We start from the raw sequence: 26039 nt of genomic DNA, 5'->3' as shown, positions 1-26039 counted from the left end.
AGTAAGCGAATATCAGAATACTCACTGCACAAATTGCTATTCTGATAACCGTTGATAGCCTGAGCTGCATATCCTGTCTGCCTTTTCTGTACTGTCACATGATAGATAAAATACGCTGAGATGATTACGGTACGGGGTAATAAATCTCAGTGGTAATCTGCTGCAGCCGGAAGTAATACCCGGCAAAATAGTCAGAAGCTGTTCAGTTTCCACGTCTGACAGGGTTTGCCGTTTATTGATGTAAATCTCACACCCGGAATGTTTCCCTGCATAAGTAAAATCAGCGGTGAAATCATCATCACGTGACGCTACATAATTAAAAGAGGCGAAGATAAATATCAACGCCGCAAGAAGAATAAACAACACGGAGACCGGGAGAACAAGACGTAGCAACAGAGGAGAGACAGTCTGCCTGAGTGATTCAGTGTCATCGACGGGACGCTGTAATTCAGACGAGTTTTTATCTGTAACCGAAATAACTGAGGTGTCACTGACTGTCACCGGCATAGTTTCATTAAACCGGAATCCCTGCCTGGGTACGGTGATGATAAATTCTTCATTACTGTCAGCAACTTTCTTGAAAGCTTTGCGGGCCAGGAGAATATTTTGGTACAGGGTATTGGGGGATACGTCTTTATAAGACTCGCCCCAGCCTGCTTTATATAGCTCAGCCTGGCTGACGATATTGCCCTTCGCCGCCAGTAGTGCCTCAAGGCAGCGGGCACAGGGCTCGTTCAGGATTTCCGTGAGATCCGGTTGAACCAGACTGGTCAATGCGTTCTGCTCGCGGTGAAAAACTAACCTGCCGTCGATCAAAAACGTTGTATTCATATCTCCCTGCCTACTGCCTAACTGTCCGTCCCGATTTTAGTCCACCCCTCCTGATGGTGCCATTAAATACTTCAAGTATCTCAACAGGCTATGCAATAAATTTTTTTTATCCTTTAAATTCATGCTGTTAATCTAATTTTTCCTTAAGTTAAATCTCAAGCGTCTTAATTGAAGTCTTGATCCCTGTACCCTGCTCCGGCAGGTGTTAGCATCCTGTCAGAAAGAAAAATCCTGGTTCGTGCTGGAGGACCCGTTCACCTGAGCGGCTGAGTACAAAGTTGAAGGAGTAAAACGCTTAAAAAGTAGAATAAAAAGGATAAAACACTTCACTGATACTGGAGGCTTTTTGAGCAATGGAAAAATAGGAAAAGTAAAATTCTTAGATGAAAAACCTAATGAAAATTTTTATTTTAGAGTTTATGGCTACCTGTTAAATGATTTGTGGTTAATTGTTTTTAGTGGTTGTTTTAATTTGATATTAAGTTTCAAGTGAAATTAATATACTGACAGGAATCCTACATACCACATATCGCTATTGCAGCAATGCAGAGACGGAATATGGAGAGACTTACCTGTGAGAAAATTTGGTTATATTCTGGGAGATGACAGTAATGGTGTGATGGTCCTACGGGAAAATCGGGTTCTGATCCCCCTGAACAGTCAGAAAATAAATCAGAAGCATATTTACCTGCGACAGACTATGTTCCGATTGCTGGAGTTTCTGCTTGAAAGAGGAAAATCTGGGCTCCTGCGTGATGAAATAATTATGAGGGCTGTATGGGAAGGATATGGCCTCAAATCCTCGGCACCGCGCTTATGGCAGGTAATGAATGAACTAAAGAAAAGACTTGGCGCACTCGGCGTCGATGAGGACTTTATTATGCGTGTAGAGGGGCGGGGTTATATGGTGAATACCACAGGTTATGAGCCCGTCTATATCCGCGCCTCATACGACCGGCTTAGTCGGTTCATTTTTACCCGTCAACAGACTACCGACATGGTCAAGTCAGTAAAATAACTAACGAACCAATTAGTAGCGACACCATATGTAAATTAATTGCGCCCCGTGCGTAAGGACCTTGTATGAATGCAATATATAAAGTGATATTTAACCGAGCGACCGGACTGCCTGTCGTTGTTTCAGAACTGGGTAAAGGGAAACTGAAAAGTTCAACTGCTAAGGCTATTAAATCTATTATTATTTTGGCCACTGCGGGAATGTCTTTGCCCGCTTTTGCAATTGATTGCGACAGTAATTCAATGACTTGCCAACTTGATCAAAGTTGGTCTTATTTAAGTGAAGGCCATATAATTAGTGATGGAAAAAGTTGGACGGTGACAGGGGTCAATGACTGGCAAAATTCAGGTGCTTCTTATATAACATTGAGAAATCTTAAGAAAGTTATTGATGAAGGCTATTCTGTTACCCACAATGGCGTAGCTATTGATAACAGTAATGATTTACCAAACGGAAAAAAACTGGCTCTGGCTGGACAAAAAACAATTATTATTAAAGATCCAATTACTCAGGCTCAGTCAACTATGACAGTTTATAATTCTAATGATATAAAAGAGGATGATAGCTATGATTTAGGTACTAACTATGGTTTTATGAAATCATCGCCTACAACTTATGTTAATACTCAACTTGTAAAAGTTGATAAGGGTGAGGCGCAAATTTCATTGGTGGGTGAAACCTTCACAACGGGGGAGGTCAGAGGGAGCCAGTTAGTTTTTGTCGATGGCACGAATAACGCTGCATCCGTTTACTGGAATTCTAAGCAAACATTTTATATGAATGGCGCTGTGGAATGGCCTTCAGATGGAAATAATAAATCTTATACTGCGGCTATAACAAAATATAATGGACAGTTCCAAACGTTTGATGGAACATATGTTACTGTAAATAACCTTGACGATTTCAAATCCTATAACGACTGGTTGATACAGAAATTGGAAGCGGGTGAATCCTTCGATTATAATAAATTCCTTGCTGCCGCATATAAGAATGAAGTGGAAACCTACAACTATTCTTTATACCCGGCGGGCTATGATAGTACTTCTCTTGGCGAAGCTGAAGGAGCGTTTATATATGCAACCGGTGCTAATGCTGAAGCGGTAATATCTAATTCGGGATACATCAAGATTAACTCGGGATCTCTTCTTACGTTCAAATATCTTAAGGCGGATAATAAGGCCAGTATAAAAAATGATGGTGTAGTTATTGGTTCTGGTAGATTGGTTCATCTGGAAACCGGTGCCTCCTTTGAAAATAATGGTACATTGTCATTAGGCGGGGAGGATCTTCAGACAAAATCAGGTGGTCTGTTTGCTAACTACCCTGTATATGTTGAGGGTTCTGGCACGTCCTTCATTAACAATGGTCTGTATAGCATTAATGCTCGCAGCGGATACGATTCAAAATCTGCTAACGGTGTAGGTTATGGTGCTCATTTCACTTCAGGTTCAAATGGAATTAATTATGGAAATATTGTTAGTGGTTACTGGAACACAAATAAAGCTAAAGAAGTTTCTGGCGCAATTATCAGTATTCTGGTCGATGATTATGGGACATTCATTAATGATGCTAATGGTGTTATAGCCTTAGGAATCAATGAAGATGGTATAACTCCGGATTATTTGGGTTCAGGAAGTGCGGCTTTTCGTGCGCAATCCAATGGTAGCGTGACTAACAACGGACTGATCTCTCTTAGTACGAAATCTGATGGTGTTTATGGGTTTTTGGCTGATGCAACCAATATTCAGATGGTCAATAACGGTGTAATCGATGTCAATTCAGACGGGGATGGAGGTAATTATAACCCGGCTCAGAGTATAGGGATTTATACGAAAAGTGGAGCGTCCGGGATCATCGACAATCGCGGTACCATCAACCTTAACGGGGCTAACAACGCTGGTATCAAAGCTGTAGGAGGAGGGCAGGCTACATCTTCTGGAGTGATTAATGTAAACGAAGCAACTGGCCAAAGTGGTTTGCCAAACTATGGCGTATGGGTGGAAGGTACCGGCTCACAGGTTGAAATTGCCGGAACTGTCAATCTTAATGGCGATGGTGCTATTGGCGTGCACGCCCGCAGTGGCGGAACCATTAGCCTGACTGGCAATGCCGCAGTGAATTTTGCCTCAGGTCAAAACCAAATTGGTTACTTCGTCTACGGTACTGGTTCACAAATTAATAGCAGCAGTGGGATCCAGAACGTCTCTTCAGATAACTCGACCCTAATGCGTCTTGACGGTGGGGCGACCTATACAGGCGGCTCTACGTCGGGCTCTATGATGGCCGCCACAGGTAAGGATTCGGTGGTCATCGTTGCAACGGGTTCTGGTACATCCGTTAACACAGGGGCGCTAAATATTGACCTAACCGGTCAGGGTGCAACCGGTGTGCTGGTTGAAGGCGGAGCCACAGGTGTAATCGATGCTGGCACAAATCTCCTATTGAACAACGCCAGTGCCATCGCGGCTATTGCCGATGGATACGGCTACGATCTTACCGGCAAGCAAAGCGATACTGCCGACGTTAATACGAAGCTTCAATCATCTGCAGCACTCTTTTCTGTTGAGGACCAGGTGACGGGTTACATTGCCCGTAACGGTGCCACCCTTGAAAATTCCGGGAACATTAATTTTTCAGGGCAAAACACGACCGGGCTAGAGGTGCTCGACGGTTCCACTGGTATCAACAGCGGCAGCATAACCGTCAATGACGGTGGAAGGGGCTTTGTAGCCAGTTCCACTAACCAGAGCACCACGATTAACAACACCGGAAACCTGACGCTTAACGGCGGTAGCGATGATAACCGCACCACGGGTATTCAGGCGTCCGGCAACGCTGTCACTGTCAATATGACCGCAGGAACCATACGGCTTGAAGGACAGGGGGCCATCGGTGTGGAAGTGACTGATGGGGCCTCTGTGAACCTGGCGGGTACCGCTCTGCCTGTCTTTGCGGATCCCACGACCGGCGTCAGCAATCAAATCGCCTTCCTGATCTCTGGTGTGGGCTCTACGCTCAATACCCAGACTACGACCGTGATGGATGCTAACGGAAAAGGCTCAACGCTGTTCCGGGTTGAAGATGGTGCATCCCAGCAGGGAGTGCTTTCCTATGACGTATCCGGTGAAAATGCGCGCGGCATCTGGGCCACCGGCTCAGGAACGCTGGTGAACGCGGCAAACGGCAGCCATCTGTCCATTCAGGGAACGGGTGCACAGGGTATCTATGCTGCAGGTGGTGCCAGTGCGACGTTGGCACAGGGCGTGACAGCGGATCTCACTGGCTCTGGGGCAGTGGTTGGTGTCGTTGACGGAAATGAGTACAACCTTGCAGGCAAAGTAACAGACACGAATACCGGTACGATTCTCACTAACGAGGCCGATATCCGCTCCGGTCTTGCGGGTGCTACGGCCTTTATTACCCAGAATCAGGGCTCGCTGGTCAATAAGGGCAATATCGATCTGACCACCGGTACGGGGAACACCGGCATAAAAGTCATCAGCGGACAATTCGACAACCAGGCCAGCGATATTACCGTCAGCGGTGTCGCCGTGGATGTTGAAGGGGCCAACTCAACCGTCCTCAGCACCGGGGGCAGCATTATCGCCACTGACGGTGATGCTGCTATCCGTCTGAGTCAGGGGGCTTCCCTTGATTTAGTGGGCAGCGGAATGGGCGTAGTTGAAGGTCGGGGAACGGCACATGGCGTTCTGCTTGACACCGGCGCGGCGGGGCTGACGGTGACGGGGGCGCAGATTGACGTGAAGGCGGCTGGTGCAACCGGTAACGGAATCGAAAACCGGGCAGAGATTGCCGGGATCCAGCTCAACAATACCACTATCAATGTGCAGGACGGCAAAGGGGTTCGGACCTCTGCTACCCTGGCGCAGCAGAACAGCGGCACGATTAACGTGGCAGGAAGTGGGACGGGTCTCGCTTTCATGGCTGCGGACGGCGGCATTACGGGCAATAACCTGGATTTATCCAATTCTTCTGGGCTGACCATCAACCTTTACGGCAGCAACGGTAACGGTATTCTGGCGAACACTGCAGATGGCGCAACGGTGAACAGTGCTGTCAGCGTAAATGTGACCGCCGCAGACGGTGGCTCTGCACTGGTGGTGAAGAATAACGCTAACCTGGTTGAACAATCTGGCGTTCTTCGCTCTGCCTCAACCACTGCTGCGGTTGTGGATGCCGCGAAGGCTAGCACTTTTATCAATACCGGCGACATCATCGCTGCCTCAGACTCGGCGCTGGCGATGGCCTTTGATGACGGTGTCGATACCGTCATGCGCAATGGTTCAGGTGGCGTAATCCAGGGGGTTGTTGCGCTGAACAACGGCAATAACAGCCTCTACCTTGATGACGCGAGTACGCTGACCGGTACCGCCACGCTGGGAGACGGTAACAACACCGTCACCCTGACCGGTACGGCTCGTGCGGACACGGTTATTGCCGGAAGCGGTGAGAACATCTTTACGGTGAAAGGGAATGGTGCCGTCTTTAATCTTCTCGATGGTGGTGCGGGCAGTAACGACACCCTGGTGTTCGATGCTGCCATGCACCGTCTGGCCAGTGCGTCGACGCTTCAGAACTTTGAGCATGTGGCGCTGAAAAATGGCTCACTCCTGACCCTCGAAGAAGCTCTGGTTCTGACCGACGGTGGGATCGGCGCTGGTGCAGTCGATATTGAGCTCGGCAGTGAACTGGCAGTGAAGCCTTCTGTTGCGGGCGATTTCACCTTTGACCCGACGCTCACCGGGCAGGGCCTGGTATCGGTCAGCCTCGACTCTTCGCAGTCTGATTTTGCTTTCACCCGTAACACGGGAAGTGATTTCGCAGGAACCCTGAAACTCGGGACCAGCCATTACCAGCTGGAAGGTATTAACACGTCGTCCTTGACGCAGGCCACTCTGGTTGCCGGGAATGGAAGCGTGGTCACGGTCGGCGCAGGTGAGCAGCAACTGGGCGGTCTGACCTTTGACGGAGGTACCGTTCAGTTTGGGGCCGTCATGCCGGGGGATATCATTGCGGACAATCACATCACCACATCTGCCGGTGGCACGCTGGATATTGGCGGCAAGGGTACCGTTCAGGTCACACTGGGCGGGGGCGTCATAAACCATGTTCCTGCCAGCCTCAATAAGAAATCGCTGATGGAGCAGGATGATGCGACTACGCTGGTTCAGCTTGCCGGGGCGGACGGTGCGGTGACTGGAACGGGCGGCCAGCTTAACCTGGTGGATGAAAACGGCAACGTTATCAGTAATGTGCAACAGCTGGACATCGTTCAGGACGGCAATACCGTAGCGAAGGGGACCTGGGATTACCAGATGGTAAGCAGCTCTGACGGTATCAACAGCGACGGGCTTTATATCGCTTATGGTCTGAAAGAAGTTGAGCTTATGGGAACGGGTGACGATGCCCTGACGCTTGCAGTTGGGCCTGACGCTCAGGGTCTGCAGACCGATCTGCGCGTGAAGGTGACCGGCAGCGGCGATCTGGCGATTGATACCGGCAGCGCACAGACCGTGAGCCTGTCGAATGGCGGTAATGATTACACCGGTACCACCAGTGTTAAGAGTGGGACGCTGCGCCTCGATGCAGACAATGCGCTGGGGTTGACGTCAGCTATGAACGTCGCCGCAGGCTCCGTGCTGGATATGAACGGTTCATCCCAGACGGCAGGTGCGCTGAATACTGAGGCCGGTAGCCAGGTGATGCTTAATGAAGGTAGCCGGCTGACGCTCAGCGACGCGCAGCGGGAGGCAGGCATTAATGATGCCGGGACAATTGCTGGTAACACCCTTATTGGGTCGGGTGAGCTGGATGTGCTTTCCGGTGAGCTTCACGTCGATGGCGCGAACACCGGTTATACCGGCAATGTTGCCCTAAATGGCGGTGCAAACGCCGTTCTTAACGATGTCGCGGGGCTGGGTAACAGCGGAACCGTCACGATGACGTCCGCTAACGACACGCTGACGTTTAACGATGGTGCAGCGGGTGCGCTGGCGAAAACGCTGGCAGGAAACGGTCGGGTCGCACTTAAGGACGGTGCAGATATTATCCTGGCAGCCGATAACAGCGGGTTCTCAGGTCTCTTTAATCTGGATACAGGAACGCAACTGACTGCTAAGGGGCCGGAACAGACTGGCAAGGCCGACATTGAGAACCACGGTAACCTGGTGCTGAACAATGTGGCAGCCTGGACGGTAGAAAACCACATTACGGGTACTGGAGATCTGGTGAAAGATGGCCGGGGTAACGTGACGCTGACGCAGTCAGCAGCCCAGTACACCGGTAATACAGACGTCAATATCGGCATACTCACTCTGGGTGATGCTGACAATGCGGTTACGCTGGCTTCATCGGCTGTAAACGTGGCGAGTGGCGCTGTATTTGGTGGCTACGGCAGTACAGCTGGCGATGTTATCAACCAGGGCACATTTGTGCTGGGAGATTATGGCGTCGTAAACACAACTCCAGTGCAATTCACGGTGGGTGGCAATCTCACCAACAGCAGCACGGTGATGATTGGTCAGTCGGGCGGCGGCGCCGGTAACACACTCAATGTGGCTGGGGACTATGTTGGTAACAACGGAACCATAAACTTCAATACCGTGCTGGGTGACGACAATTCGGCCACCGATCGAATGGTTGTTAGCGGATCAACCAGCGGCAATACCACCGTCAGCATTACCAACGCGGGCGGAAGTGGCGCTGCCACCCTTAATGGCATTGAGCTGATTACGGTCGGCGGTAAGTCGGACGGGGAATTTACTCAGTCCAGACGTATTGTGGCCGGGGCTTACGACTATGTTCTGACCCGGGGCCAGGGAAGTAAAAGCGGAAACTGGTATCTGGTAAGCGGTGACACGACGCCGATCGATCCAGTTGATCCGACAGAGCCGAATCCTGAACCAGGAACAGACCCGGATACGGATTCTGGAACAGATACGGATACCGGAAACCAGACTAAGCCAGGCTGGGTACGACCTGAAGCGGGTCTGTATGGCGTAAATATGGCCGCCGCTAATTCACTGTTCACACACAGGCTTCACGATCGTCTGGGCGAAACCCACTACGTAGATGCGCTTACTGGCGAGAAAAAGGTCACCAGTATGTGGCTGCGTAACGTCGGTGGTCACACCCGCTCGAAAGACAGCAGCGGACAGCTGAATACCCAGGCGAACCGATATGTGATGCAGATGGGCGGGGATATTGCGCAATGGAGCAGCGACGGTGAAAACCGCTATCACCTTGGCGTAATGGCAGGCTATGCAAACCAGAAGAGCAATGCGCGTAACCACGTTAACGGTAACCGGGCAGATGGCAGTATCAGCGGTTACAGTGCGGGTCTGTACGGTACCTGGCTTCAGGATAACGAAGCCAAGACCGGGGCTTGGGTTGATACCTGGCTGCTGTACAACTGGTTTGATAACACCGTAAGCGGTAAGTCTGCCGGCAGCGAAAGCTACAAATCGAAGGGTTTTACCGCATCGGTTGAAGGTGGATATACCTGGAAACTGGGTGAACGTGATGAGCGTACGGCTTACTACATCCAGCCGAAAGCCCAGGTTATCTGGATGGGCGTTAAGGCTGACGACATCACTGAAAGCAACGGTACCCGAGTAACAGGTGAAGGGGATGGGAATATTCAGACTCGCTTAGGGGCCCGTGCTTTCATCAAAGGTCACAGTGCTCTGGACGACGGAAAAGAGCGAACCTTCGAGCCGTTTGTTGAAGCTAACTGGATCCACAACACCGAGACGTTCGGCGCCACCCTGAATGGCGTGCGCGTGAACCAGGCCGGCACCCGTAACATCGGCGAGCTGAAGGTTGGTGTGGAAGGTCAACTGAGTCGAAATGTCAATCTGTGGGGCAATGTCGCTCAACAGGTTGGAGATGCAGGCTACAGCGACAGCAGTGCAATGCTTGGGCTGAAAGTGAGCTTCTAATCCATATCCGGGCAGGCTTCATGCGAGGCCTGCCTGCTACGACCGTATCCTGAGGAAAGAGATAAAGAGGGAAAATATGAGCCGGACAACCCGTCAGTTTTTTACCGTTTATATGGCCATTATGGCAATGTCAGTAATGCTACTAGGAGGATGTGATATGAAGAAAAAAGGGAATGATGTTGCTTATGTTGACCTGGCCGCTGTGTTGTCTATGTCAGGACTGGCGCAACAAGAAAAGGAGCGTATGGATTTGGTTATTGGTGCGCTAAAAAAGGCCGAAACCGAGGCCGGAAAACTTTATGAAAAAATGGATAAAGAACAAAGAGAAAAAGCCCGCCAGGCCGACCAAATTATGCTTCGCAAAGTGCTTACAGAAGCAGGTCAATCTGCAAGAAATAGCATATTGTCAGAGGCCCGCCAGGCGGTGGATAAGATCAGAGAACAGAATGGGTTACGCATTGTGATGGACGGATCGTTGATCCTTTCCTCAGCAGACGATACCAATATCACTGTACAGGTCACTGAAGCCCTAAAAGATGTTAAGGCAGACTTTGGCCCTCTACCATCCATCTCCGTGACAACGCCTAAGTCTGAAACTGCAACCGCAGATAAAGAAAGTAAGGACGCAACAAGTACCAAGAATCGCGTTTCAAAATAATTGAGTACAAGGCAGCCATGCGAAAGGGCTGCCTTATAGTCACCAATCAGGTATTTCAGATGAAAATATTATTCATTGGAGCCGATAATTTCTGGGCTGAAGGCGTAAAGTATATTTTAGAAGAGTCTTACGTTGAAACTGTAACTCTTGTAACCGTTCAAACTGATATTGATTGTAATCGACAAAACGATATTTTATATGATAGATATGATTTTGCTTTCATTGATTTAATGAGTTATGACCATGTGCTCTACCGTAACTTACAGCCGTTATTAGATAATATGGCTAAAAAAATTGTGTTTATTCATTCTTTAAATGCATCCTGTATTAATTTTCATGCTAATTTTATGGATAAACAGATAACGGTATCAAAAGATACAACTATAAAGAAAATGAGGGCTGAACTCATGGCATCATGTGCTTATGACACAACCAGGCCCAACGGTCGGAACCATAATCAGTCAGGCTTTCAACGTAAGCGCGACGAAATGAATGCTTTTGAACTTGAAGTTATCAGATCTCTTTCGTCAGGAGAGAAAATCAAAAGTGTTGCAACAAGAATGAATAAAAGTGATAAAACTATTTATTATCACCTTTCAAAGATGAAATTGAGGATGGGCTTCAAAAGTAAACATGACTTTCTTTTTTTTCTAACAACATTCAACTCTTTCGAAAATAAAGCGTAAGTATTAATTCGAAATGACATTATTTTATTTCCTAAGGTGTAGATGCATGAACCGGAACCATAGCCAGGATTAAACAAGTCGGTGCAATGGCACAATAGTCGTGGCTTAGCAGATGCACGCACCCTGGATAGAATTATGGCCCAAACGGCATCCGATGAGCCATAACCGCGCCGGGCGTCTGATGAAATACCTGGTCCGAGCCGCCGTCAGAACAGATGCCTTCAAAAGGCCTCGCCGTAAAACGCTAACCGATTACCGGGGCGAGGTCACTCTGTTATGTCATATTAAAGTTATGTAACTAATCGAAATGTTCATAACTAAGTTATGCGACTATTTTTTTTATCTATTGATTGTTATGGATTTTTTTGTATTAGGTTCGTCGGACGCACTTCTGAAAGCACTCTAATCGCAGCAAGATTTCACAAAGGTTAAGTGCGGGCTAAGTGTGCATTTGTGAGTATAAAGGGCTTGAGCGTACGCAATACAAGCCCGCATTCGCTGAATGAGGGATAACGCCTTGCTTGTACGCCATTCAGGCATCACGTTAATACTACTTTGCTCGGTTCATATCGTTACCATTTCTCCTTTCTGGCAGGCGAATTTTTAAAATCACTTTTTGTTTTTGAGTGACTTATCCTTGTGTAACATGGCTCCGAGGAGAGAGTAACTTCTACTCCAAGTACAGTAAATACCCTGAACAGGCGTGTAAAACTTACGCTGGCAGGGTTGGCTTCAAGACGAGCATATGTCTGTTGTGACACGCCTAACTGTTCAGCAACTGCTCGTTGTGTCAGTCCTCGCGATTTGCGAAAACCTATGAGAAATGGACGTAAGTGACTGAGTGTCTTAACAGGGTAAACGTTTGTCATCATGCAAATGATCGCTTTAGTAAGAATTGATACACCCTATAAGCTGTTTTTTTAAAATACACCCTATGAGCTGTTAAAGTAGATTAACACATCATAGGGTGTTGAAAATAGATAAGCTAACCTGACGCCAGAGAACGCCATGAATGGTACTTCTTAGATGGGGAAGCGGGGCAATACAGATGGTAGGAAAAATGTCTATCGCTGCCGAGTTACTCCAGTTTTTAATAAGGGAGATACCACTGCAAGTATGTAAGGAAAGGAGCATCTGCCGCTAAGCCTTGGTGGGGTGACCTGATTACTGTCGTTGAGGACATCTCAATGTTAGTCCTGTAGTTGTTGGGTCGCGAACTTCCGTTTTAGTCCGCTACATACCTTGAGCTAAGTTAGCTTTTCTTTCATGTGAAAATCGAGCAGAGCATGGTTCACTGCATTCCTTATCGTGTTTCAGGTAAGTATTTATAAATCGACGTTATATAGTGATAATACGACAACTTAAGTTTGTTACCTTTTTTTTAGATAACAACTGGTATATAAACTATTTGACAGAAATAATAAGTTTCCTAAAAGTGAAAACTTTAAAGGCATTCCTTTAACTTATTTTTTTTGTGACAGATTGGATTGTTACTGCATATGCAGGCAAAACCTACTTCGAACCAGTTCTAACTGGTTTGGGTGGGTTTTTTTTGTTTTCTGAAAGGTAAAACTCCTATGAAATATCAGTCACTTGCAGAGTTCATAATTAATGGTGTTGGTGGGCGTGAAAACATTAAAAGTGTTAGCCATTGTGCAACAAGACTTCGTTTTGAATTGATAAGCAACACAAATGCTAATAAAAAAGAGCTTCATGATCATGCAGATGTAATTATGGTTGTTGAAAGTGGTGGCCAACTACAGATTGTCATCGGTAACAATGTTTCCGAGGTGTATCAGGCAATTGAGGCTTTAGGGGCCACGGACAAGTTACTTCCTGATAATGTTGAGGACAATGGTGATAAATCAAAAGAAAACTTATTCAGCCGCCTAATTAACGTAGTTTCTGGCATTTTTACGCCTTTTTTGGGTGTACTTGCTGCCTCAGGTATACTGAAAGGTCTACTAGCCCTTTCAGTGGTCTGTGGAGTAATGTCTGAATCAAGTGGAGCCTTTAAGATTTTCTCAGCTGCCGGGGACGCTTTGTTCTATTTCTTTCCTCTGGTGCTGGGTTATACGGCGGGTAAAAGATTCGGTGGTTCTCCGTTCCTTTCCATGGTGATTGGTGGCGCTTTAATGCATCCAAGCATGATTTCGGCTTTTGATGCTCAGCTACAATTGGGGGGGACGTCAGACACCTTTTTTGGTATCCCAATTACATACATTAATTATGCTGGTTCAGTTATACCCGTTATTTTCGCATCCTGGCTCAGCAGTCTTGTCGAGAAGAATTGTAATAAAATACTGCCGTCAGCTGTAAAAAATTTATTTACACCGTTTATTGCACTAGCCGTTGTCGTACCATTCTCTTTTTTACTCATCGGTCCCATTGCTACCTGGCTTAGCGAGTCAATGGCGAACGCCTTCCTGGCTGCATATGAGTTTGCGCCAGCTGTTGCGGGTATCATAATGGGGGCGTTGTGGCAGGTCTGCGTTATGTTTGGCCTGCACTGGGGTCTTGTACCCGTGATGCTCAACAATGTCACTGTGTTGGGTCATGACATTATGCAGCCATTGCTGGTGCCTGCTGTTGTAGGACAATTGGGTGCAGCTTTAGGTGTGTTTCTCAAAACAAAGGATCCGAAGCTAAAAACGCTCTCAGGTTCAGCAGTGAGTGCAGCTATATTCGGCATTACAGAACCAGCTGTATACGGTGTCAACCTACCGAACAGAAAACCATTTATTTTCGGATGTATTGCTGGCGCTATTGGTGGGATGATAGTCGGCAGCTTCCACGGCAGTATTTACTCTTTTGGACTGACCAGCTTCTTTACCCTTGCACAAATGATCCCGCCTACCGGTATGGATATGACGGTATGGGGAGCTATTATCGGTACGCTTGTATCGCTGATACTTTCCACTGTCCTGACGCTGTTTTTTGGTTTGCCAAAGGCAGAACAGGTCATGATAGATAAAAATGACAATAGTGAAATAATTATTCAATCCCCGTTAACTGGGAAAGTTATCAACATCTCCGAGGTTAATGACCCCACTTTTTCCAGTGGATTATTAGGTCAAGGTGTAGGGATTATTCCAACATCAGGTAAAGTTGTTGCGCCATTTGATGGCGTAATTTCATCCCTGTTCAGTTCTAAACATGCAATCAACATGGTTAGTTATGATGGTGTCGAATTATTAATTCATGTCGGTATAAATACGGTCAGGTTGAATGGTGAAGGGTTTATTGCTCATGTTAAATCTGGCGATAGCGTCAAAGCTGGAGAGCTTTTGCTTGAATTCGATATCGATTTTATTCAGAAGGCAGGATATTTATTGGATACACCAGTATTGATTAACAATAGTGATAGTTACAACGCGATACGTCTGACGGAAGAAGATAAAGTGACCTGTAACGCATTCTTAATGAGCGCCAATAAATGATGGAGGATAAAATGAAAAGATTTCCGGATAATTTTTACTGGGGTGGTGCCATCGCTGCAAACCAAGTCGAAGGGGCATGGAATCAGGACGGAAAAGGACTCTCAACCTCCGATGTTCAGCCTAAAGGTATTTTTGGTGGAGTGATAGCGCGTAAAGAAAACGTTAGCAGTATCAAAGATGTTGCCATCGACTTTTATCACCGGTATCCGGAAGATATAAAGCTATTTGCCGAAATGGGGTTTACCTGTCTGCGAGTGTCCATTGCATGGGCGAGGATTTTCCCTGATGGCGATGAACAAACTCCAAACGAAGCCGGTCTCGCTCATTATGATCGGTTGTTCGATGAGTTACTTAGCCATGGGATTACCCCTATGGTGACGCTATCTCACTACGAGATGCCGTGGAATTTAGTCACGCGTTACCATGGCTGGGGAAACCGGCTTCTTATTGACCTTTTTGTCAAATATGCAGAGACAGTGTTTGAGCGCTATAAAGATAAAGTTAAGTTATGGTTAACATTCAATGAGATAAATATGTCTCTGCACGCACCTTTGACTGGTGTTGGATTACCGGAAGGCAGCAGTCAGTCTGAAATATATCAGGCGATCCATCATCAACTGGTGGCCAGCGCTATCGTGGTAGGAAAATGCCATGAAATTATTAGCGATGCAAAAATCGGTAACATGCTGCTGGGAGGACTATTGTATCCGCTTACCTGTAGCCCGGACGACGTTCTTAAAGCTATGGAAGAAAATCGCGGTTGGTTGTTCTTTGGTGATGTTCAGAGTAGGGGTTGCTACCCCGGTTATATGCTGCGTTTTTTCCGTGAAAACATGATTGAACTGGATATAACAGAACAAGACCGTGAGCATCTTAAGACGAATACGGTCGATTTTATCTCCTTTAGCTATTATAACAGTGGTTGTGCCAGCACGGATGACGAGATTATTGAAAAATCGCGTGGGAATATACTTAGCATGATTTCAAACCCTTTACTTCCATCCTCTGAATGGGGATGGACTATTGATGCGACGGGGATGCGGATCTTGCTAAATATCCTGTGGGATCGTTATCAAAAACCATTATTTATCGTCGAGAATGGTCTGGGGGCAAAAGACACTCTTAAAGATGACTTCACTATAGATGATGATTACCGTATTTCATATTTGAACAACCACCTGTACCAGGTATACGAAGCAATAGAAGACGGTGTCGACGTCATGGGGTACACATCTTGGGGCCCTATTGATCTAGTCAGCAACTCCACGGCAGAACTAGGTAAACGTTACGGATTTATCTATGTTAATCGCGATGATAAAGGACATGGTGATCTTGCTCGTTACCGCAAGGCAAGTTTTTATTGGTACCGTGATGTTATTCGCAGTAACGGAGAAACGCTGGTTCCCAAAATGTGATTTAAAAGAGTAGATGGTTGAGCCTTCTGGTTGCTGTAGGCGGTACCATGAAGCCTGATGGAGTAAACCCCGCTCAAACGAGCGGGGTTAAGGTGAGCGTTTCAGATTGTCTTATTTCTACCTGCAAAGATACCAACTAGTGCCATAATTGCAGCCAATAAAATCCCTGCGTACAACGTTGAGAGCCAACTTCCTGATAGTGCAAACATTTTACCAGCCAGGGCAGGTCCAAATGCTCCAATCAGGAAGTTAACACACTGAGCCATACCTGATAGTGATGCGGCTTCTTGTGGGCTGGATGTTCTGAGACCGATGAGCATCAGTGAAAGGATCAATGCTCCCCCACTTCCCATTCCAAACATAAAAGCCCAAAGAAACGCAAAAGATGGCTGATAAATAAATCCGCCCAGCGCCACTAACTGAAGAATGCTCAGAAGAGCCGCAGCAATACGTTGATCCTTCATTCTGGCAACAATTGGACCAAGGACTAACCCAGGCACGATTGAGGCAAGTTGCATAAAGCCATGTATAGATCCTGCCGCTTCTCTGGTGTTACCTGCGTCCGTTAAAATAGAAGGTAACCAGGTCACAATTGCATAAAATATTATGGAGTTCAGTGACATGAATAAGGTCACTTGCCACCCTAGGATCGAGGACCAAACGTTTTTGTTGCTCTTCCCAAGGGAAGTTGTTACGGGAGATTGATTACCTTCCCGGCCTATTCTTAAGGTCACTAGAAGTAGCGCAATGCCAGGGAAAATCAACGAGCATGCCAGCGCGGTCTGCCATCCAAAATAGTTCATCAGAGGCACAGCTGTTGCTGATGTTAAAGCAGCTGAAAGCCCGATAGCCATTCCATAATTGCCGGTAACTTTAGCAATTTTGTTAGGAAAATCTCGTTTCACCATTCCGGGGAGCAGAACGTTACCAATCGCGATACTAACGCCGATCAACACTGTCCCAAAGTATAATTGCCATTCCTGTCCTGCAGAGCGCACGCAAACGCCAACGATCATAATAAGCAGGGCTATCACAATTGATTTTTCAAAACCAATGTATCGGGACAGTTTTCCTGCGAAAGGAGCAATCAGTCCTAACGCTATGAGAGGGAATGCCGTTATGAAACCTGCCATAGTACTTGTTAATGATAATTCTGACTGGAGTGTTTGCACAAGAGGGCCTACACCCAGTATTGGGGCTCTAAGAGTCGTTGCAATTGCCAACAAGCTGATAAATATCAAAGCTGGCTTGTTAACTTGCGCCGCCAGACGATTTTGTTTCATGAATAGTCTCTACATGTATAAAAGTTGGCCTAAGGTAACAATTTCTACAGTGAGACAATATAGATATAATGACTTTCTATACCTATAAATGGACAAGTTTATGAAACCAGCAAGAACACCTGAACTATGGGATTTTGATGGAAATGATTGCCTGGGTCCTGTCGCAGGCATGAAAATTGGTATATCCATGGATGAAATACTGCCTTTTCATGTGCATAGACATGGTCAGCTAGTGATGTCACTCTCAGGCGCTGTAACTTGCGAGGTTGTAAATCAACTCTGGATGGTTCCGCCTCAGTGTTGTGTCTGGATCCCTGGTGATATGCCACACAGTATTCGTGCTACTACAGATGTCAGACTATGTATGCTCTTTATTGATCCAGTGTATACTGCGGAATTACCTCTTAACTGTTGCACTATCTCCGTTTCTCCATTGGTGCGTGAACTAATTTTAGATATCACTGAACAGTCATCAGACTATGTAAAGGGTAGCTTGACGTTTCTTAAAGCTTCCGTCCTTCTTGAAGAACTGAATAAAATGCCTATTGAAAATTTCTGTTTGCCTATTTCTAAAGAACCGAGGTTAACGAAGATAATAGATGCATGGCTCGCAGATCCCTCAGACAGAAGAACTTTGACTGAGTGGAGCAAATTTCTTAGTATGAGCAGCAGAACATTATCCAGATTAGTAGTTAAAGAAACAGGATTAACTTTCGGGAAATGGCATCGGCAATTACATTTAAATATTGCTATGAGAAATCTATCCAGGGGAGACACTGTTCAAAGAGTTGCCAATGATTTGGGTTATGATTCAGTAAATGCTTTTATCACAATGTTCAAAAAATTAGCAGGCAAACCACCAGGGAGGTACTTTGCGGATCGTGATTTAAATTGATAATCAATAGCATGACACTGGCAGATGTCTGCCAGTGCAATGATTTAATTATTTTTGAGCATTAGCATCAGTTGAAACATCATACAAATTAATATTAGCTCCATCGCTTGCTTCAATTTTGGTCATTGTTATCCCAAAATACCCATATAAAACGGACAATACAGATGCAATGATATTAAAGAACATGAAAGGTATTACTGAAATAACGTTTATATTAAATGTGGCTGTTACAAACAAACCCGCTAAACCCCATGGCACAAAAGGAGCCAGACAGGCACTAAGATTATTAATGATACGGGTCGCATTTTCAGGTTTATATCCTAATTTTACAAATAAAGGAGTTAGGAGCGTACAATTGAGGATAATTGAGAAATAGTTAGTTGAAACTACCGCCAAACATAACACGCAACCCATGGTAGTCGCAGTAGTAAGTCCAAAGCGTGAAGTTATAACTTTGCTGAAAGATTCTACGATAACATCAAGTATCTGAGTACCTTTCAGTATTCCTCCCATACCGAGCGAGGCGATAATCATGCTGACTAAAGATAGCATGCTGCTAATACCACCACGGTTAAGTATTGGATCCAGGTACTGGTTACCTGTGGCGATCACAAAACCGTCAGCCATAAATTTTCCAACATCTGCTACGGAGAATCCTTGGTACAGAACTGCGATCAATAAGCCGACCAGGTTTCCCACAAGAATTGAAGTCAAAGCAGGTTGTTTAAAGATCAATAAACCAACGATGACGATCAATGGCAGTAATGTGATTGGAGATAATTTCATTAAATGATTCAGGTCACCCATGATGCTGTTTATCGTATCCGGCTGTAACGCAGTATCAATATAGGTGAAGCCGTAAAACATATATAAAATAGTTGTGATTACTACTGCAGGAATAATGATCTTGGCATTCTGTTTTACTAAAACCATTAAATCAACTTTTGAAGTGCTGGCTGCAAGCAAACAGTTATCAGCAGTTGGTGATAATGAGTTGCCAACATGTGCACCAGATACGGCAGCACCAACGACTATAGCAGGGTGAATACCAAGGCCTAGACCTACACCTAACATGGCTACACCTGCAGTACTCATCGTACCCCATGAGCTGCCAGTTGCAATAGAAACTATAGTGCAAAATAAAAATGCAATAACTAAAAACATTTGAGGAGTAACCAGACTTAGCCCCCAATATGTTAATGTAGGTATAGTTCCGGCACATAGCCAAACAGCGACCATACAACCAATTGACAGAAGGAGCGCGAAAACAGACACTCCGGACTTCAACATTTCATAAACAGTCCCCTCTACTTCAGCAATAGTATAACCTAATCTTAACGCAAATGGGGTTAGCACTAGCCATGATGCGAATAGTGCAATAATAATAGGGATTTTGAACACTGCCAGTGCAGCTATTATATATATAACTAATGCACCGAGCGTGAAAAGGGCATAGCCCAGCGTAGGCTTTTTCTTTTTTTTGTTGATGGTTATCATCATGCGTACTCCTGGAATTATATATGAACGTAACTCATCGATAGTAGGGATTCATTTGTAAGCTCGAGGCTAAAAGATTCTGAACACATATTCCTTCGATTATCTGGAGCATGTGAAAACCATCTCACGTTACTTTTGTTTAGTCAATGAAGAAAAGTTCACCTTGTGTGATGCCTATCCCATTTTTCAAATTTGAAGGAAAAAAGTAAAATTGCAATGTCATCCTTTGAATATTAAAATCTCACGTAAAATATTTCCCTCAAAGGTTATGCTATGAAAAATAATGTGAAGTTTGACCATAACGACCATTCCATACTTAATTCTTATAAGTCTATTTTAGATGGTTTGTCTTTGTTTTTAGGTGACGGATTTGAATTTGTATTACACAGTTTGGAAGATCTTGATAGATCTGCAATCAAAGTTGTGAACGGACAATTTTCAAACAGGGCAGAGGGGGCCCCCATTACTGATGTAGCAATGCAATTACTCAAGGAAATAAAGAAAAGTGGCGATAACAATAAAAACATGGTTTATGTCAATAATCAAAACTGTAGGAGCCCAATAAAATCAGCGACTTTACCAATCACCGGTTCTAACGGCAAAATTATAGGTCTACTTTGTATTAACTTTCATTTAAGTATCCCGCTGCATGATTTTTTGAGTGGATTTTTTAATATTTTTGATGAGAAAACAATCAAGCCTATAAATGAAAACTATGCAACTAATTCAGAGTACCTAATTACATCAGCACTGGATGTCGCTAAAGCTGAAGTCCATAATAATGATAAAATTACAGCTTCAAATCATAATAAAACTATAATATCTCTTCTTTATGAAAGAGGTATATTCGAATTGAAAGATGCCGTTCACATCATTGCCAGCGATCTCAAAATATCTAAAAATACTGTATATTTACACATAAGAAGTTGTAGCAAGCAAGCCCAGTAAATATTTCTTTATATGAGCATGCCTCGGATTTCAAAGGGGCATTCACTCTGGATTTCGGCGTGTCTCGCAGCCGTTATAAAACATGTTAGAAATGTGACGTTACGATACTTTACTTCATTGACTAAACTTTTTTAATGCTGTAGTTTGTTCTTTAGGTGAACACATGAGGCTCATTCAATGAATATTATCAAACACTTACATACGGACCTTGCTCCTTTAGCTATTGGTCCTTATTCCCAAGCAGTGATTGTAAATGACTGCCTGCATACATCAGGCCAGATTCCACTTGATCCTATTAAAGGTGAAATTGTTGAAGGCGGTATTGAAGAGCAAACTCTTCAGGTAATGCGAAATCTTTCTGCAATTCTAAAGGAAGCTGGTAGTTCGTTTGAAAAGGTCTTTAAAACTACATGTTTTTTAGCTGATATGGATGATTTTGCTAAATTTAATGAAATTTATGCTGAGTATTTTATAAGTAAACCTGCCCGTTCATGCGTTGCCGTTAGAACACTTCCTAAAAATGTAAAATGCGAAGTAGAACTAATCGCAATCATTTAAATTTAACTAAGAGGTTATTTTATTCGTCTTCATAATTGATTTGGGAAGGATAACGTGACCTCATTTAATAGGATTAAGAATATGTTATCTACCTACGATAAAAAAATAGATCGTAAAAATACGTCTTCTATGAAATGGGCTGGTATTAAAGATGGTGAAACCATAGCTGTAGGGGTTGCAGATATGGATTTCATGACCTCCGACGCTGTAGTTGCTGAAGTAAAAAAAGTGGCAGAAAAAGGGGTGTTTGGTTACTCTATTATTCAGGAAGGTTATTACAGTTCGTTCATTCGTTGGTGTAATAAGCGTTATAACTGGCAAGTTAAAGAGGAATGGCTTAGCTATACCCCTGGGGTTATCGCGGGTATGGGGGGAGCGGTAAGAGCATTTTCCGAAGTCGGAGATCATGTTATTTTCCAGACGCCGGCGTTTTATTTATTAAATGAACTGACTGTAACAAACGATAGAATTCCAGTTAACAACCCTCTGGTTTTGAAAGATGGTAAATATCATATTGATTTTGATGATTTAGAGGAAAAAGCTAAACATCCTAAAGCCAAAATTTTTATGCTTTGTAATCCTCAAAACCCTTCTTGCCGGGTTTACACTAAGGAAGAGTTGACAAAGATTGCAGATATTTGTTTGAAAAATGATGTCCTGATTGTATCCGATGAGGTGCATTGCGACATGGTTTATCAGCCACATAAACATATCCCTATTGCGTCCTTAAGCCAGGAAATTGCAGATATAACGGTAACCTGCCTTTCGCCAACAAAAACTTTTAATATGGCAGGTTTGCAAACATCTGTTAATGTGATTTCTAATGAAAATCTACGTGCCAAATTTGCCAAAGAACTACTTTCTCGTGACAGTAAACGACCAAATATTTTTGCTAACGTTGGTTTCAAAGCTGCATACGAAAAGGGAGAAGAGTGGCTGGATAATACTCTTGAATATATCAAGGGGAACGTAGATTTTGTTATTAAATATATCGAAAGTAACATACCTGAGATGAACGTAATTTATCCTGAAGGTACATACCTTATCTGGATCGATTGCAGTCAAACCAAAATAAAAGGTTCTGATCTCAAATCATATTTCCTTGAGAATGCTAATGTATTAGTTTCTGCTGGCTCAGAGTACGGGGAAAACTGTGCCAATTTTATACGCATCAATCCTGCATGTCCCAGAGAGGTACTTGTAGAGGTTATGGATAGAATAAACCATTCTCTTCACTTAATACGATGATACTCATGGATACTGGCTCCTTTGAGCCAGTATCCATTCATTATATAATTTTCCATTGCTTTGATTTAAATAATAAGGTTCTTTTGATTTAAGCGTCAAGTCATCAAGTCTGAATGTGGTCATTATGACTTTAGTCATGTTGACATATGTGGCTGATATGGGATACATATATTTTCAGATTGCTTTCTGCAACTTTCCTCTCATTTTCACTTGCTATCGTAAGTAACAACCCATCTATTCGCTTGTCACGAATCTTAAGTTCTTTATGACATTTAGTACAAATTATTTTTACATTTTTACCTTCGTCACACTTTTCGTAGCGACAAGATCTTTCATTACTTGTTATTTTTTGTAGATTTCCTAATTTAACAAGGTTTACGACCGCTTTGTATATCATTGATTGTGGTATATCATATCCTTTTGCTAAGCAAAATTTGAATATTTCAGTAACGGTAAAATCTTCTGTATCTAGTTCATTGATTACTTTAAGTATCATTTGATCATGTATTGTCGCATTTTTCATTTTAATTTTCACTTGCTTTTAGTGGGTTGATTCGGTTTGAATATCATTTTATGATTTGCTAAAATTAATTCTTTCAGTAGGTGTTGTTATGTTAAGAAATTTAAATGCTCAAGAGGTTGCGGTTGTAAATACCATCGATATGGCTGGACAGGAAAAATTAACAGCCATGGATGTTTATAATTCTCTGCAATCAAGTAATAAAATAGCGCAGTCTACCGTGTATAATATACTCAGGCGTCTGGTACATAAAGGAGTGCTAAGAAAAGTACTAACTTTATCTAGCGATGCTTTTTATGAAATCAAAAAAATAAAAAGGAGTAAGCATATCTCTTACATCTATCCAAGAAAGATCACTGAACTTACTGATGCTCGACTTGATATCTTAATAAGCCAAATTGCCGCTGAGCTTGATGCGAAAATGCTGGATTATGAAATATCTTTAATTCTTAAGTAGAGTCAGAATATGAAGCAGAACGTGTCAACGTACTGCCTCATATTTTTTAGTTCACTCTTTCTTTGGCAAAAATACTGTCATTAATCCAATCAGAGGCAAGAAAGAACATAGTTGGAAGACCGTGTCGATTCCAGAATGATCAGCAATAATACCTAGCCCTGCAGCACCAAGTCCCCCCATGCCAAATGCAAACCCAAAGAACAAACCCGAGATCATACCAATGCGGCCAGGTACAAGTTCCTGAGCAAATACTAATATTGCTGAAAATGCAGATGAAAGTACCAGACCAATTATTATTGTAAATAAGCAGGTCATTTCCAGGTTCAGATATGGCAGGAAAAGACTAAATGGCGCAGCGCCCAGGATTGAACACCATATAACCTTTTTCCGCCCGAAGCGATCCCCTAGTGGCCCTCCAATTACCGTTCCGGCTGCAGCTGCAAACAGAAAACCAAAAAGATAGAGCTGTGCCTTTTGCACAGGCAAATTAAATTTGTTGATGAGGTAGAAGGTGTAGTAACTACTTAAGCTTGACATGTATACAAACTTGGAAAATATCAATATCAGCAAGACACTAATGCCAGTGATAACCGTTTTTGTCGGGAAAGGTGATATTTCACGTGCAGCATTTGCAGGCCCTGTGTTTTTAGTCTGTACCCTGTACCATCGGCTAACCTGCATTAAAATAATCATAGCTAGCAAGGCTGCCAGCACAAACCATGCCACATGACCTTTGCCGTACGGTGCAATAATTATTGCAGCCAGTAAGGGCCCTAAAGCGCTACCAAGATTACCCCCGACCTGGAATAGTGACTGAGCCAGCCCGTGTCTGCCGCCTGAAGCCATTCTTGCTACTCTTGACGATTCGGGATGGAATACAGAAGAACCGGTACCTACTAAAGCAGCCGCAATCAGTATTTCAGGATAGGTTTGAGCTAATGAGAGCATAATCAGACCTACGAGTGTAAATCCCATCCCGACAGGTAAAGAACGCGGTTGTGGATATTTATCAGTATAAATGCCAATAAGAGGTTGCAACAGGGAAGACGTGACCTGAAACGTTAATGTAATCAGGCCAATCTGCACAAAGCTGAGTGAAAACTCAGGCTGTAGCAATGGATACAGAGCCAGGAGTAGCGACTGTATCATGTCATTCAATAAATGAGCTGCGCTTATTGCCCCCAATATTTTGAATGACGTCTTCGCTATTTTAGGAATGTGTACTGGATCGGCAGTGACGGTTTTACTTGAATTCATTAACATGTTTCCGAAGAGGCATGGTGTTTAACATGACAATACCAGAAGGCCTGATTCCTATCAGGCCGTCTGGCTGTGACAATCAGTTTTTGAAACTCTTTTAGTTATCTTCTGTTTTCGACATAACTACTGTAACTATGGAAGCTGAAAGAAGAACAACGACGCTGAGTGAAATGAAAGCATTCGTCAGACCAATAAAATGCGCTGCATAACCAATCAACGCTGGCCCAAGCAATACCCCCAGGTACCCGAGAATACTTGCTGCTGATATAGCCAGTGTTGCTGGCATCGATTTTTGACGCCCAGCCAAAGAAAACAGTACAGGGACGACATTACCGGCAGCAAAACCAGCCACTGCCATTGCAGCAAGAACCCACTCGTAAGTGTTGAAAACAGTCGCAAGGTAGATACCAATAGCGGTTAATACCACTCCAGAAAGGAGCATGGATTTTTCACCCATAATGGTAACCACGCGGTCGCCGATAAAGCGGCTTAACGCCATAGCGATTGCAAACACCACATATCCTGTTCCTGCCACACCAGCTGCCACGTTTTTCACTTGAATCAGGAAGATAGCTCCCCAGTCAAGCATGGCTCCTTCCGCAAGGAAAATAATCATTGCGAGCACACCGATCCCAATAACCTTGCCTTTTGGCACCACGAAAAGTGGATGATCTTCTGTCGAGCGGTTGGTGAAAAAACCCGATGCAGCTAAAGAGATACTAATCAATACAACCAGCGCGGCTGCACCAGCGGCGATTTTGATATCCAGTCCTGAAGCAATCAGTAACGTAACAAAGCTTGCGCCCGCAAGTCCGCCGATACTGTAGAAGCCGTGAAAGCCAGACATCATTGGACGGCCAGCTGCATTCTGTACTTCAGTGCCATGAATGTTAGCTGCGACGTCCGTTGCGCCAATTGACGCTCCGAAAAGAAGCAAGGTCAGGCCCAGTGCTATTGGTGTAGAAACCATTGCAAGTAATGGCAAAGCAATAAATAAACCACACGCACCCGCAAGGATTATTTTTTTGCTGCCTACTTTACCTGCGAGCCCACCCGCAGTAGGCATACCAACCACGGCACCAAGTCCCAGGCAAAGAAGAATTGAACCCAACATGGCAGAATCAGCATGGATCCGTTGTTGAGCATAAGGTACTAAAGGTGCCCAGCAGGAGAGGCTAAAACCTGCTATAAAAAATGCTACACGTGTAGACCATTTCGCGGAACTCAGCTTTTTAGCAAGCTGAGCGTCGTTGATGCTATCAACGTTGCTTTCATTTTGACTCATAATCATTCTGTTCCTGATAATCATTTCGATTGAGGACAGATTCTACGTATTGTATGCTTGGTAAAATTCATCTGTTATG

At 44.4% G+C, this 26039-nt stretch carries 18 protein-coding genes; 11 read left to right on the top strand and 7 right to left on the bottom strand.

The window, feature by feature from the left end:
- Positions 1 to 36: 36 nt before the first annotated feature.
- On the bottom strand, positions 37 to 831 hold the full coding sequence (locus AB6V08_RS04190; RefSeq protein WP_368541501.1) for a transcriptional regulator: 795 nt from the start codon (positions 829 to 831) through the stop codon (positions 37 to 39).
- Positions 832 to 1405: 574 nt separating this feature from the next.
- On the opposite strand from AB6V08_RS04190, the gene AB6V08_RS04185 reads away from it, so the two are divergent.
- The 4 genes from AB6V08_RS04185 (at position 1406) to AB6V08_RS04170 (ending at position 11154) form a co-directional block, all read left to right on the top strand.
- Entirely contained in the window at positions 1406 to 1849 is a 444-nt protein-coding gene (locus AB6V08_RS04185; RefSeq protein ID WP_368541500.1) for a transcriptional regulator, read from the top strand.
- Positions 1850 to 1914: 65 nt separating this feature from the next.
- Complete coding sequence (locus AB6V08_RS04180) at positions 1915 to 9810, top strand: autotransporter outer membrane beta-barrel domain-containing protein (protein ID WP_368541498.1); 7896 nt, start codon at positions 1915 to 1917, stop codon at positions 9808 to 9810.
- A gap of 76 nt (positions 9811 to 9886) precedes the next feature.
- Positions 9887 to 10468 carry a hypothetical protein gene (locus tag AB6V08_RS04175; RefSeq protein ID WP_368541497.1) on the top strand — a complete coding sequence of 194 codons (582 nt, stop codon included), beginning with the start codon at positions 9887 to 9889 and terminating at the stop codon, positions 10466 to 10468.
- A gap of 59 nt (positions 10469 to 10527) precedes the next feature.
- Positions 10528 to 11154: a helix-turn-helix transcriptional regulator gene (locus AB6V08_RS04170; protein WP_368541495.1), complete on the top strand. Its 627-nt coding sequence runs from the start codon at positions 10528 to 10530 to the stop codon at positions 11152 to 11154.
- A gap of 572 nt (positions 11155 to 11726) precedes the next feature.
- On the opposite strand, the gene AB6V08_RS04165 is transcribed toward AB6V08_RS04170, so the two are convergent.
- The gene (locus tag AB6V08_RS04165; protein WP_072143792.1) at positions 11727 to 12023 is read right to left on the bottom strand and encodes a helix-turn-helix domain-containing protein; all 297 of its coding nucleotides are present in this window, start codon (positions 12021 to 12023) and stop codon (positions 11727 to 11729) included.
- 708 nt (positions 12024 to 12731) lie between these two features.
- Here AB6V08_RS04165 and AB6V08_RS04160 point away from each other — a divergent pair.
- Both AB6V08_RS04160 and AB6V08_RS04155 read left to right on the top strand, forming a co-directional pair.
- The gene (locus tag AB6V08_RS04160; RefSeq protein ID WP_172746129.1) at positions 12732 to 14594 is read left to right on the top strand and encodes a beta-glucoside-specific PTS transporter subunit IIABC; all 1863 of its coding nucleotides are present in this window, start codon (positions 12732 to 12734) and stop codon (positions 14592 to 14594) included.
- An 11-nt stretch (positions 14595 to 14605) separates the two neighbouring features.
- Positions 14606 to 16009 carry a glycoside hydrolase family 1 protein gene (locus AB6V08_RS04155; RefSeq protein WP_140212126.1) on the top strand — a complete coding sequence of 468 codons (1404 nt, stop codon included), beginning with the start codon at positions 14606 to 14608 and terminating at the stop codon, positions 16007 to 16009.
- A 101-nt stretch (positions 16010 to 16110) separates the two neighbouring features.
- On the opposite strand, the gene AB6V08_RS04150 is transcribed toward AB6V08_RS04155, so the two are convergent.
- A complete protein-coding gene (locus AB6V08_RS04150; protein WP_172746131.1) occupies positions 16111 to 17292 on the bottom strand; it encodes an MFS transporter in 1182 nt (393 codons plus the stop codon).
- Positions 17293 to 17392: 100 nt separating this feature from the next.
- On the opposite strand from AB6V08_RS04150, the gene AB6V08_RS04145 reads away from it, so the two are divergent.
- A complete protein-coding gene (locus AB6V08_RS04145; protein ID WP_057521463.1) occupies positions 17393 to 18187 on the top strand; it encodes an AraC family transcriptional regulator in 795 nt (264 codons plus the stop codon).
- 48 nt (positions 18188 to 18235) lie between these two features.
- Here the strand turns inward: AB6V08_RS04145 and AB6V08_RS04140 are convergent, their stop codons facing one another.
- A complete protein-coding gene (locus AB6V08_RS04140; RefSeq protein ID WP_172746133.1) occupies positions 18236 to 19687 on the bottom strand; it encodes a Na+/H+ antiporter NhaC family protein in 1452 nt (483 codons plus the stop codon).
- 270 nt (positions 19688 to 19957) lie between these two features.
- Here AB6V08_RS04140 and AB6V08_RS04135 point away from each other — a divergent pair, with 270 nt between their 5' ends.
- From AB6V08_RS04135 to AB6V08_RS04125, 3 genes are all read left to right on the top strand, one after another.
- On the top strand, positions 19958 to 20632 hold the full coding sequence (locus AB6V08_RS04135) for a helix-turn-helix transcriptional regulator (RefSeq protein ID WP_140212128.1): 675 nt from the start codon (positions 19958 to 19960) through the stop codon (positions 20630 to 20632).
- A 177-nt stretch (positions 20633 to 20809) separates the two neighbouring features.
- Entirely contained in the window at positions 20810 to 21190 is a 381-nt protein-coding gene (locus tag AB6V08_RS04130) for a RidA family protein (RefSeq protein WP_202979823.1), read from the top strand.
- Between the two features lie 81 nt (positions 21191 to 21271).
- Positions 21272 to 22438: a MalY/PatB family protein gene (locus AB6V08_RS04125; protein WP_057521460.1), complete on the top strand. Its 1167-nt coding sequence runs from the start codon at positions 21272 to 21274 to the stop codon at positions 22436 to 22438.
- A gap of 130 nt (positions 22439 to 22568) precedes the next feature.
- Here AB6V08_RS04125 and AB6V08_RS04120 read toward each other — a convergent pair whose 3' ends face one another.
- On the bottom strand, positions 22569 to 22961 hold the full coding sequence (locus AB6V08_RS04120) for a transcriptional repressor (protein WP_140212130.1): 393 nt from the start codon (positions 22959 to 22961) through the stop codon (positions 22569 to 22571).
- Between the two features lie 88 nt (positions 22962 to 23049).
- On the opposite strand from AB6V08_RS04120, the gene AB6V08_RS04115 reads away from it, so the two are divergent.
- Complete coding sequence (locus AB6V08_RS04115; protein ID WP_057521458.1) at positions 23050 to 23415, top strand: transcriptional repressor; 366 nt, start codon at positions 23050 to 23052, stop codon at positions 23413 to 23415.
- Positions 23416 to 23466: 51 nt separating this feature from the next.
- Here the strand turns inward: AB6V08_RS04115 and AB6V08_RS04110 are convergent, their stop codons facing one another.
- A complete protein-coding gene (locus tag AB6V08_RS04110) occupies positions 23467 to 24672 on the bottom strand; it encodes an MFS transporter (protein WP_057521467.1) in 1206 nt (401 codons plus the stop codon).
- Positions 24673 to 24772: 100 nt separating this feature from the next.
- Positions 24773 to 25960 (bottom strand): MFS transporter, encoded by a 1188-nt coding sequence (locus tag AB6V08_RS04105; protein ID WP_159420237.1) that lies wholly within the window; start codon positions 25958 to 25960, stop codon positions 24773 to 24775.
- Between the last annotated feature and the right edge of the window lie 79 nt (positions 25961 to 26039).

The organism is Enterobacter soli, assembly GCF_964208575.1.
Taxonomy (GTDB): domain Bacteria; phylum Pseudomonadota; class Gammaproteobacteria; order Enterobacterales; family Enterobacteriaceae; genus Enterobacter; species Enterobacter soli_A.
This window is presented reverse-complemented; position numbering and strand designations above follow the sequence as displayed.

What these genes read in the sequence shown, in the direction of transcription:
- AB6V08_RS04160 (WP_172746129.1), top strand. Translation starts at nt 12,732, where the DNA reads ATGAAATATCAGTCACTTGCAGAGTTCATAATTAATGGTGTTGGTGGG.
- AB6V08_RS04170 (WP_368541495.1), top strand. Translation starts at nt 10,528, where the DNA reads ATGAAAATATTATTCATTGGAGCCGATAATTTCTGGGCTGAAGGCGTA.
- AB6V08_RS04135 (WP_140212128.1), top strand. Translation starts at nt 19,958, where the DNA reads ATGAAAAATAATGTGAAGTTTGACCATAACGACCATTCCATACTTAAT.
- AB6V08_RS04165 (WP_072143792.1), bottom strand. Translation starts at nt 12,023, where the DNA reads ATGACAAACGTTTACCCTGTTAAGACACTCAGTCACTTACGTCCATTT.
- AB6V08_RS04180 (WP_368541498.1), top strand. Translation starts at nt 1,915, where the DNA reads ATGAATGCAATATATAAAGTGATATTTAACCGAGCGACCGGACTGCCT.
- AB6V08_RS04110 (WP_057521467.1), bottom strand. Translation starts at nt 24,672, where the DNA reads ATGAATTCAAGTAAAACCGTCACTGCCGATCCAGTACACATTCCTAAA.
- AB6V08_RS04190 (WP_368541501.1), bottom strand. Translation starts at nt 831, where the DNA reads ATGAATACAACGTTTTTGATCGACGGCAGGTTAGTTTTTCACCGCGAG.
- AB6V08_RS04175 (WP_368541497.1), top strand. Translation starts at nt 9,887, where the DNA reads ATGAGCCGGACAACCCGTCAGTTTTTTACCGTTTATATGGCCATTATG.
- AB6V08_RS04125 (WP_057521460.1), top strand. Translation starts at nt 21,272, where the DNA reads ATGTTATCTACCTACGATAAAAAAATAGATCGTAAAAATACGTCTTCT.
- AB6V08_RS04120 (WP_140212130.1), bottom strand. Translation starts at nt 22,961, where the DNA reads ATGAAAAATGCGACAATACATGATCAAATGATACTTAAAGTAATCAAT.
- AB6V08_RS04155 (WP_140212126.1), top strand. Translation starts at nt 14,606, where the DNA reads ATGAAAAGATTTCCGGATAATTTTTACTGGGGTGGTGCCATCGCTGCA.
- AB6V08_RS04105 (WP_159420237.1), bottom strand. Translation starts at nt 25,960, where the DNA reads ATGAGTCAAAATGAAAGCAACGTTGATAGCATCAACGACGCTCAGCTT.
- AB6V08_RS04115 (WP_057521458.1), top strand. Translation starts at nt 23,050, where the DNA reads ATGTTAAGAAATTTAAATGCTCAAGAGGTTGCGGTTGTAAATACCATC.
- AB6V08_RS04140 (WP_172746133.1), bottom strand. Translation starts at nt 19,687, where the DNA reads ATGATGATAACCATCAACAAAAAAAAGAAAAAGCCTACGCTGGGCTAT.
- AB6V08_RS04150 (WP_172746131.1), bottom strand. Translation starts at nt 17,292, where the DNA reads ATGAAACAAAATCGTCTGGCGGCGCAAGTTAACAAGCCAGCTTTGATA.
- AB6V08_RS04130 (WP_202979823.1), top strand. Translation starts at nt 20,810, where the DNA reads ATGAATATTATCAAACACTTACATACGGACCTTGCTCCTTTAGCTATT.
- AB6V08_RS04145 (WP_057521463.1), top strand. Translation starts at nt 17,393, where the DNA reads ATGAAACCAGCAAGAACACCTGAACTATGGGATTTTGATGGAAATGAT.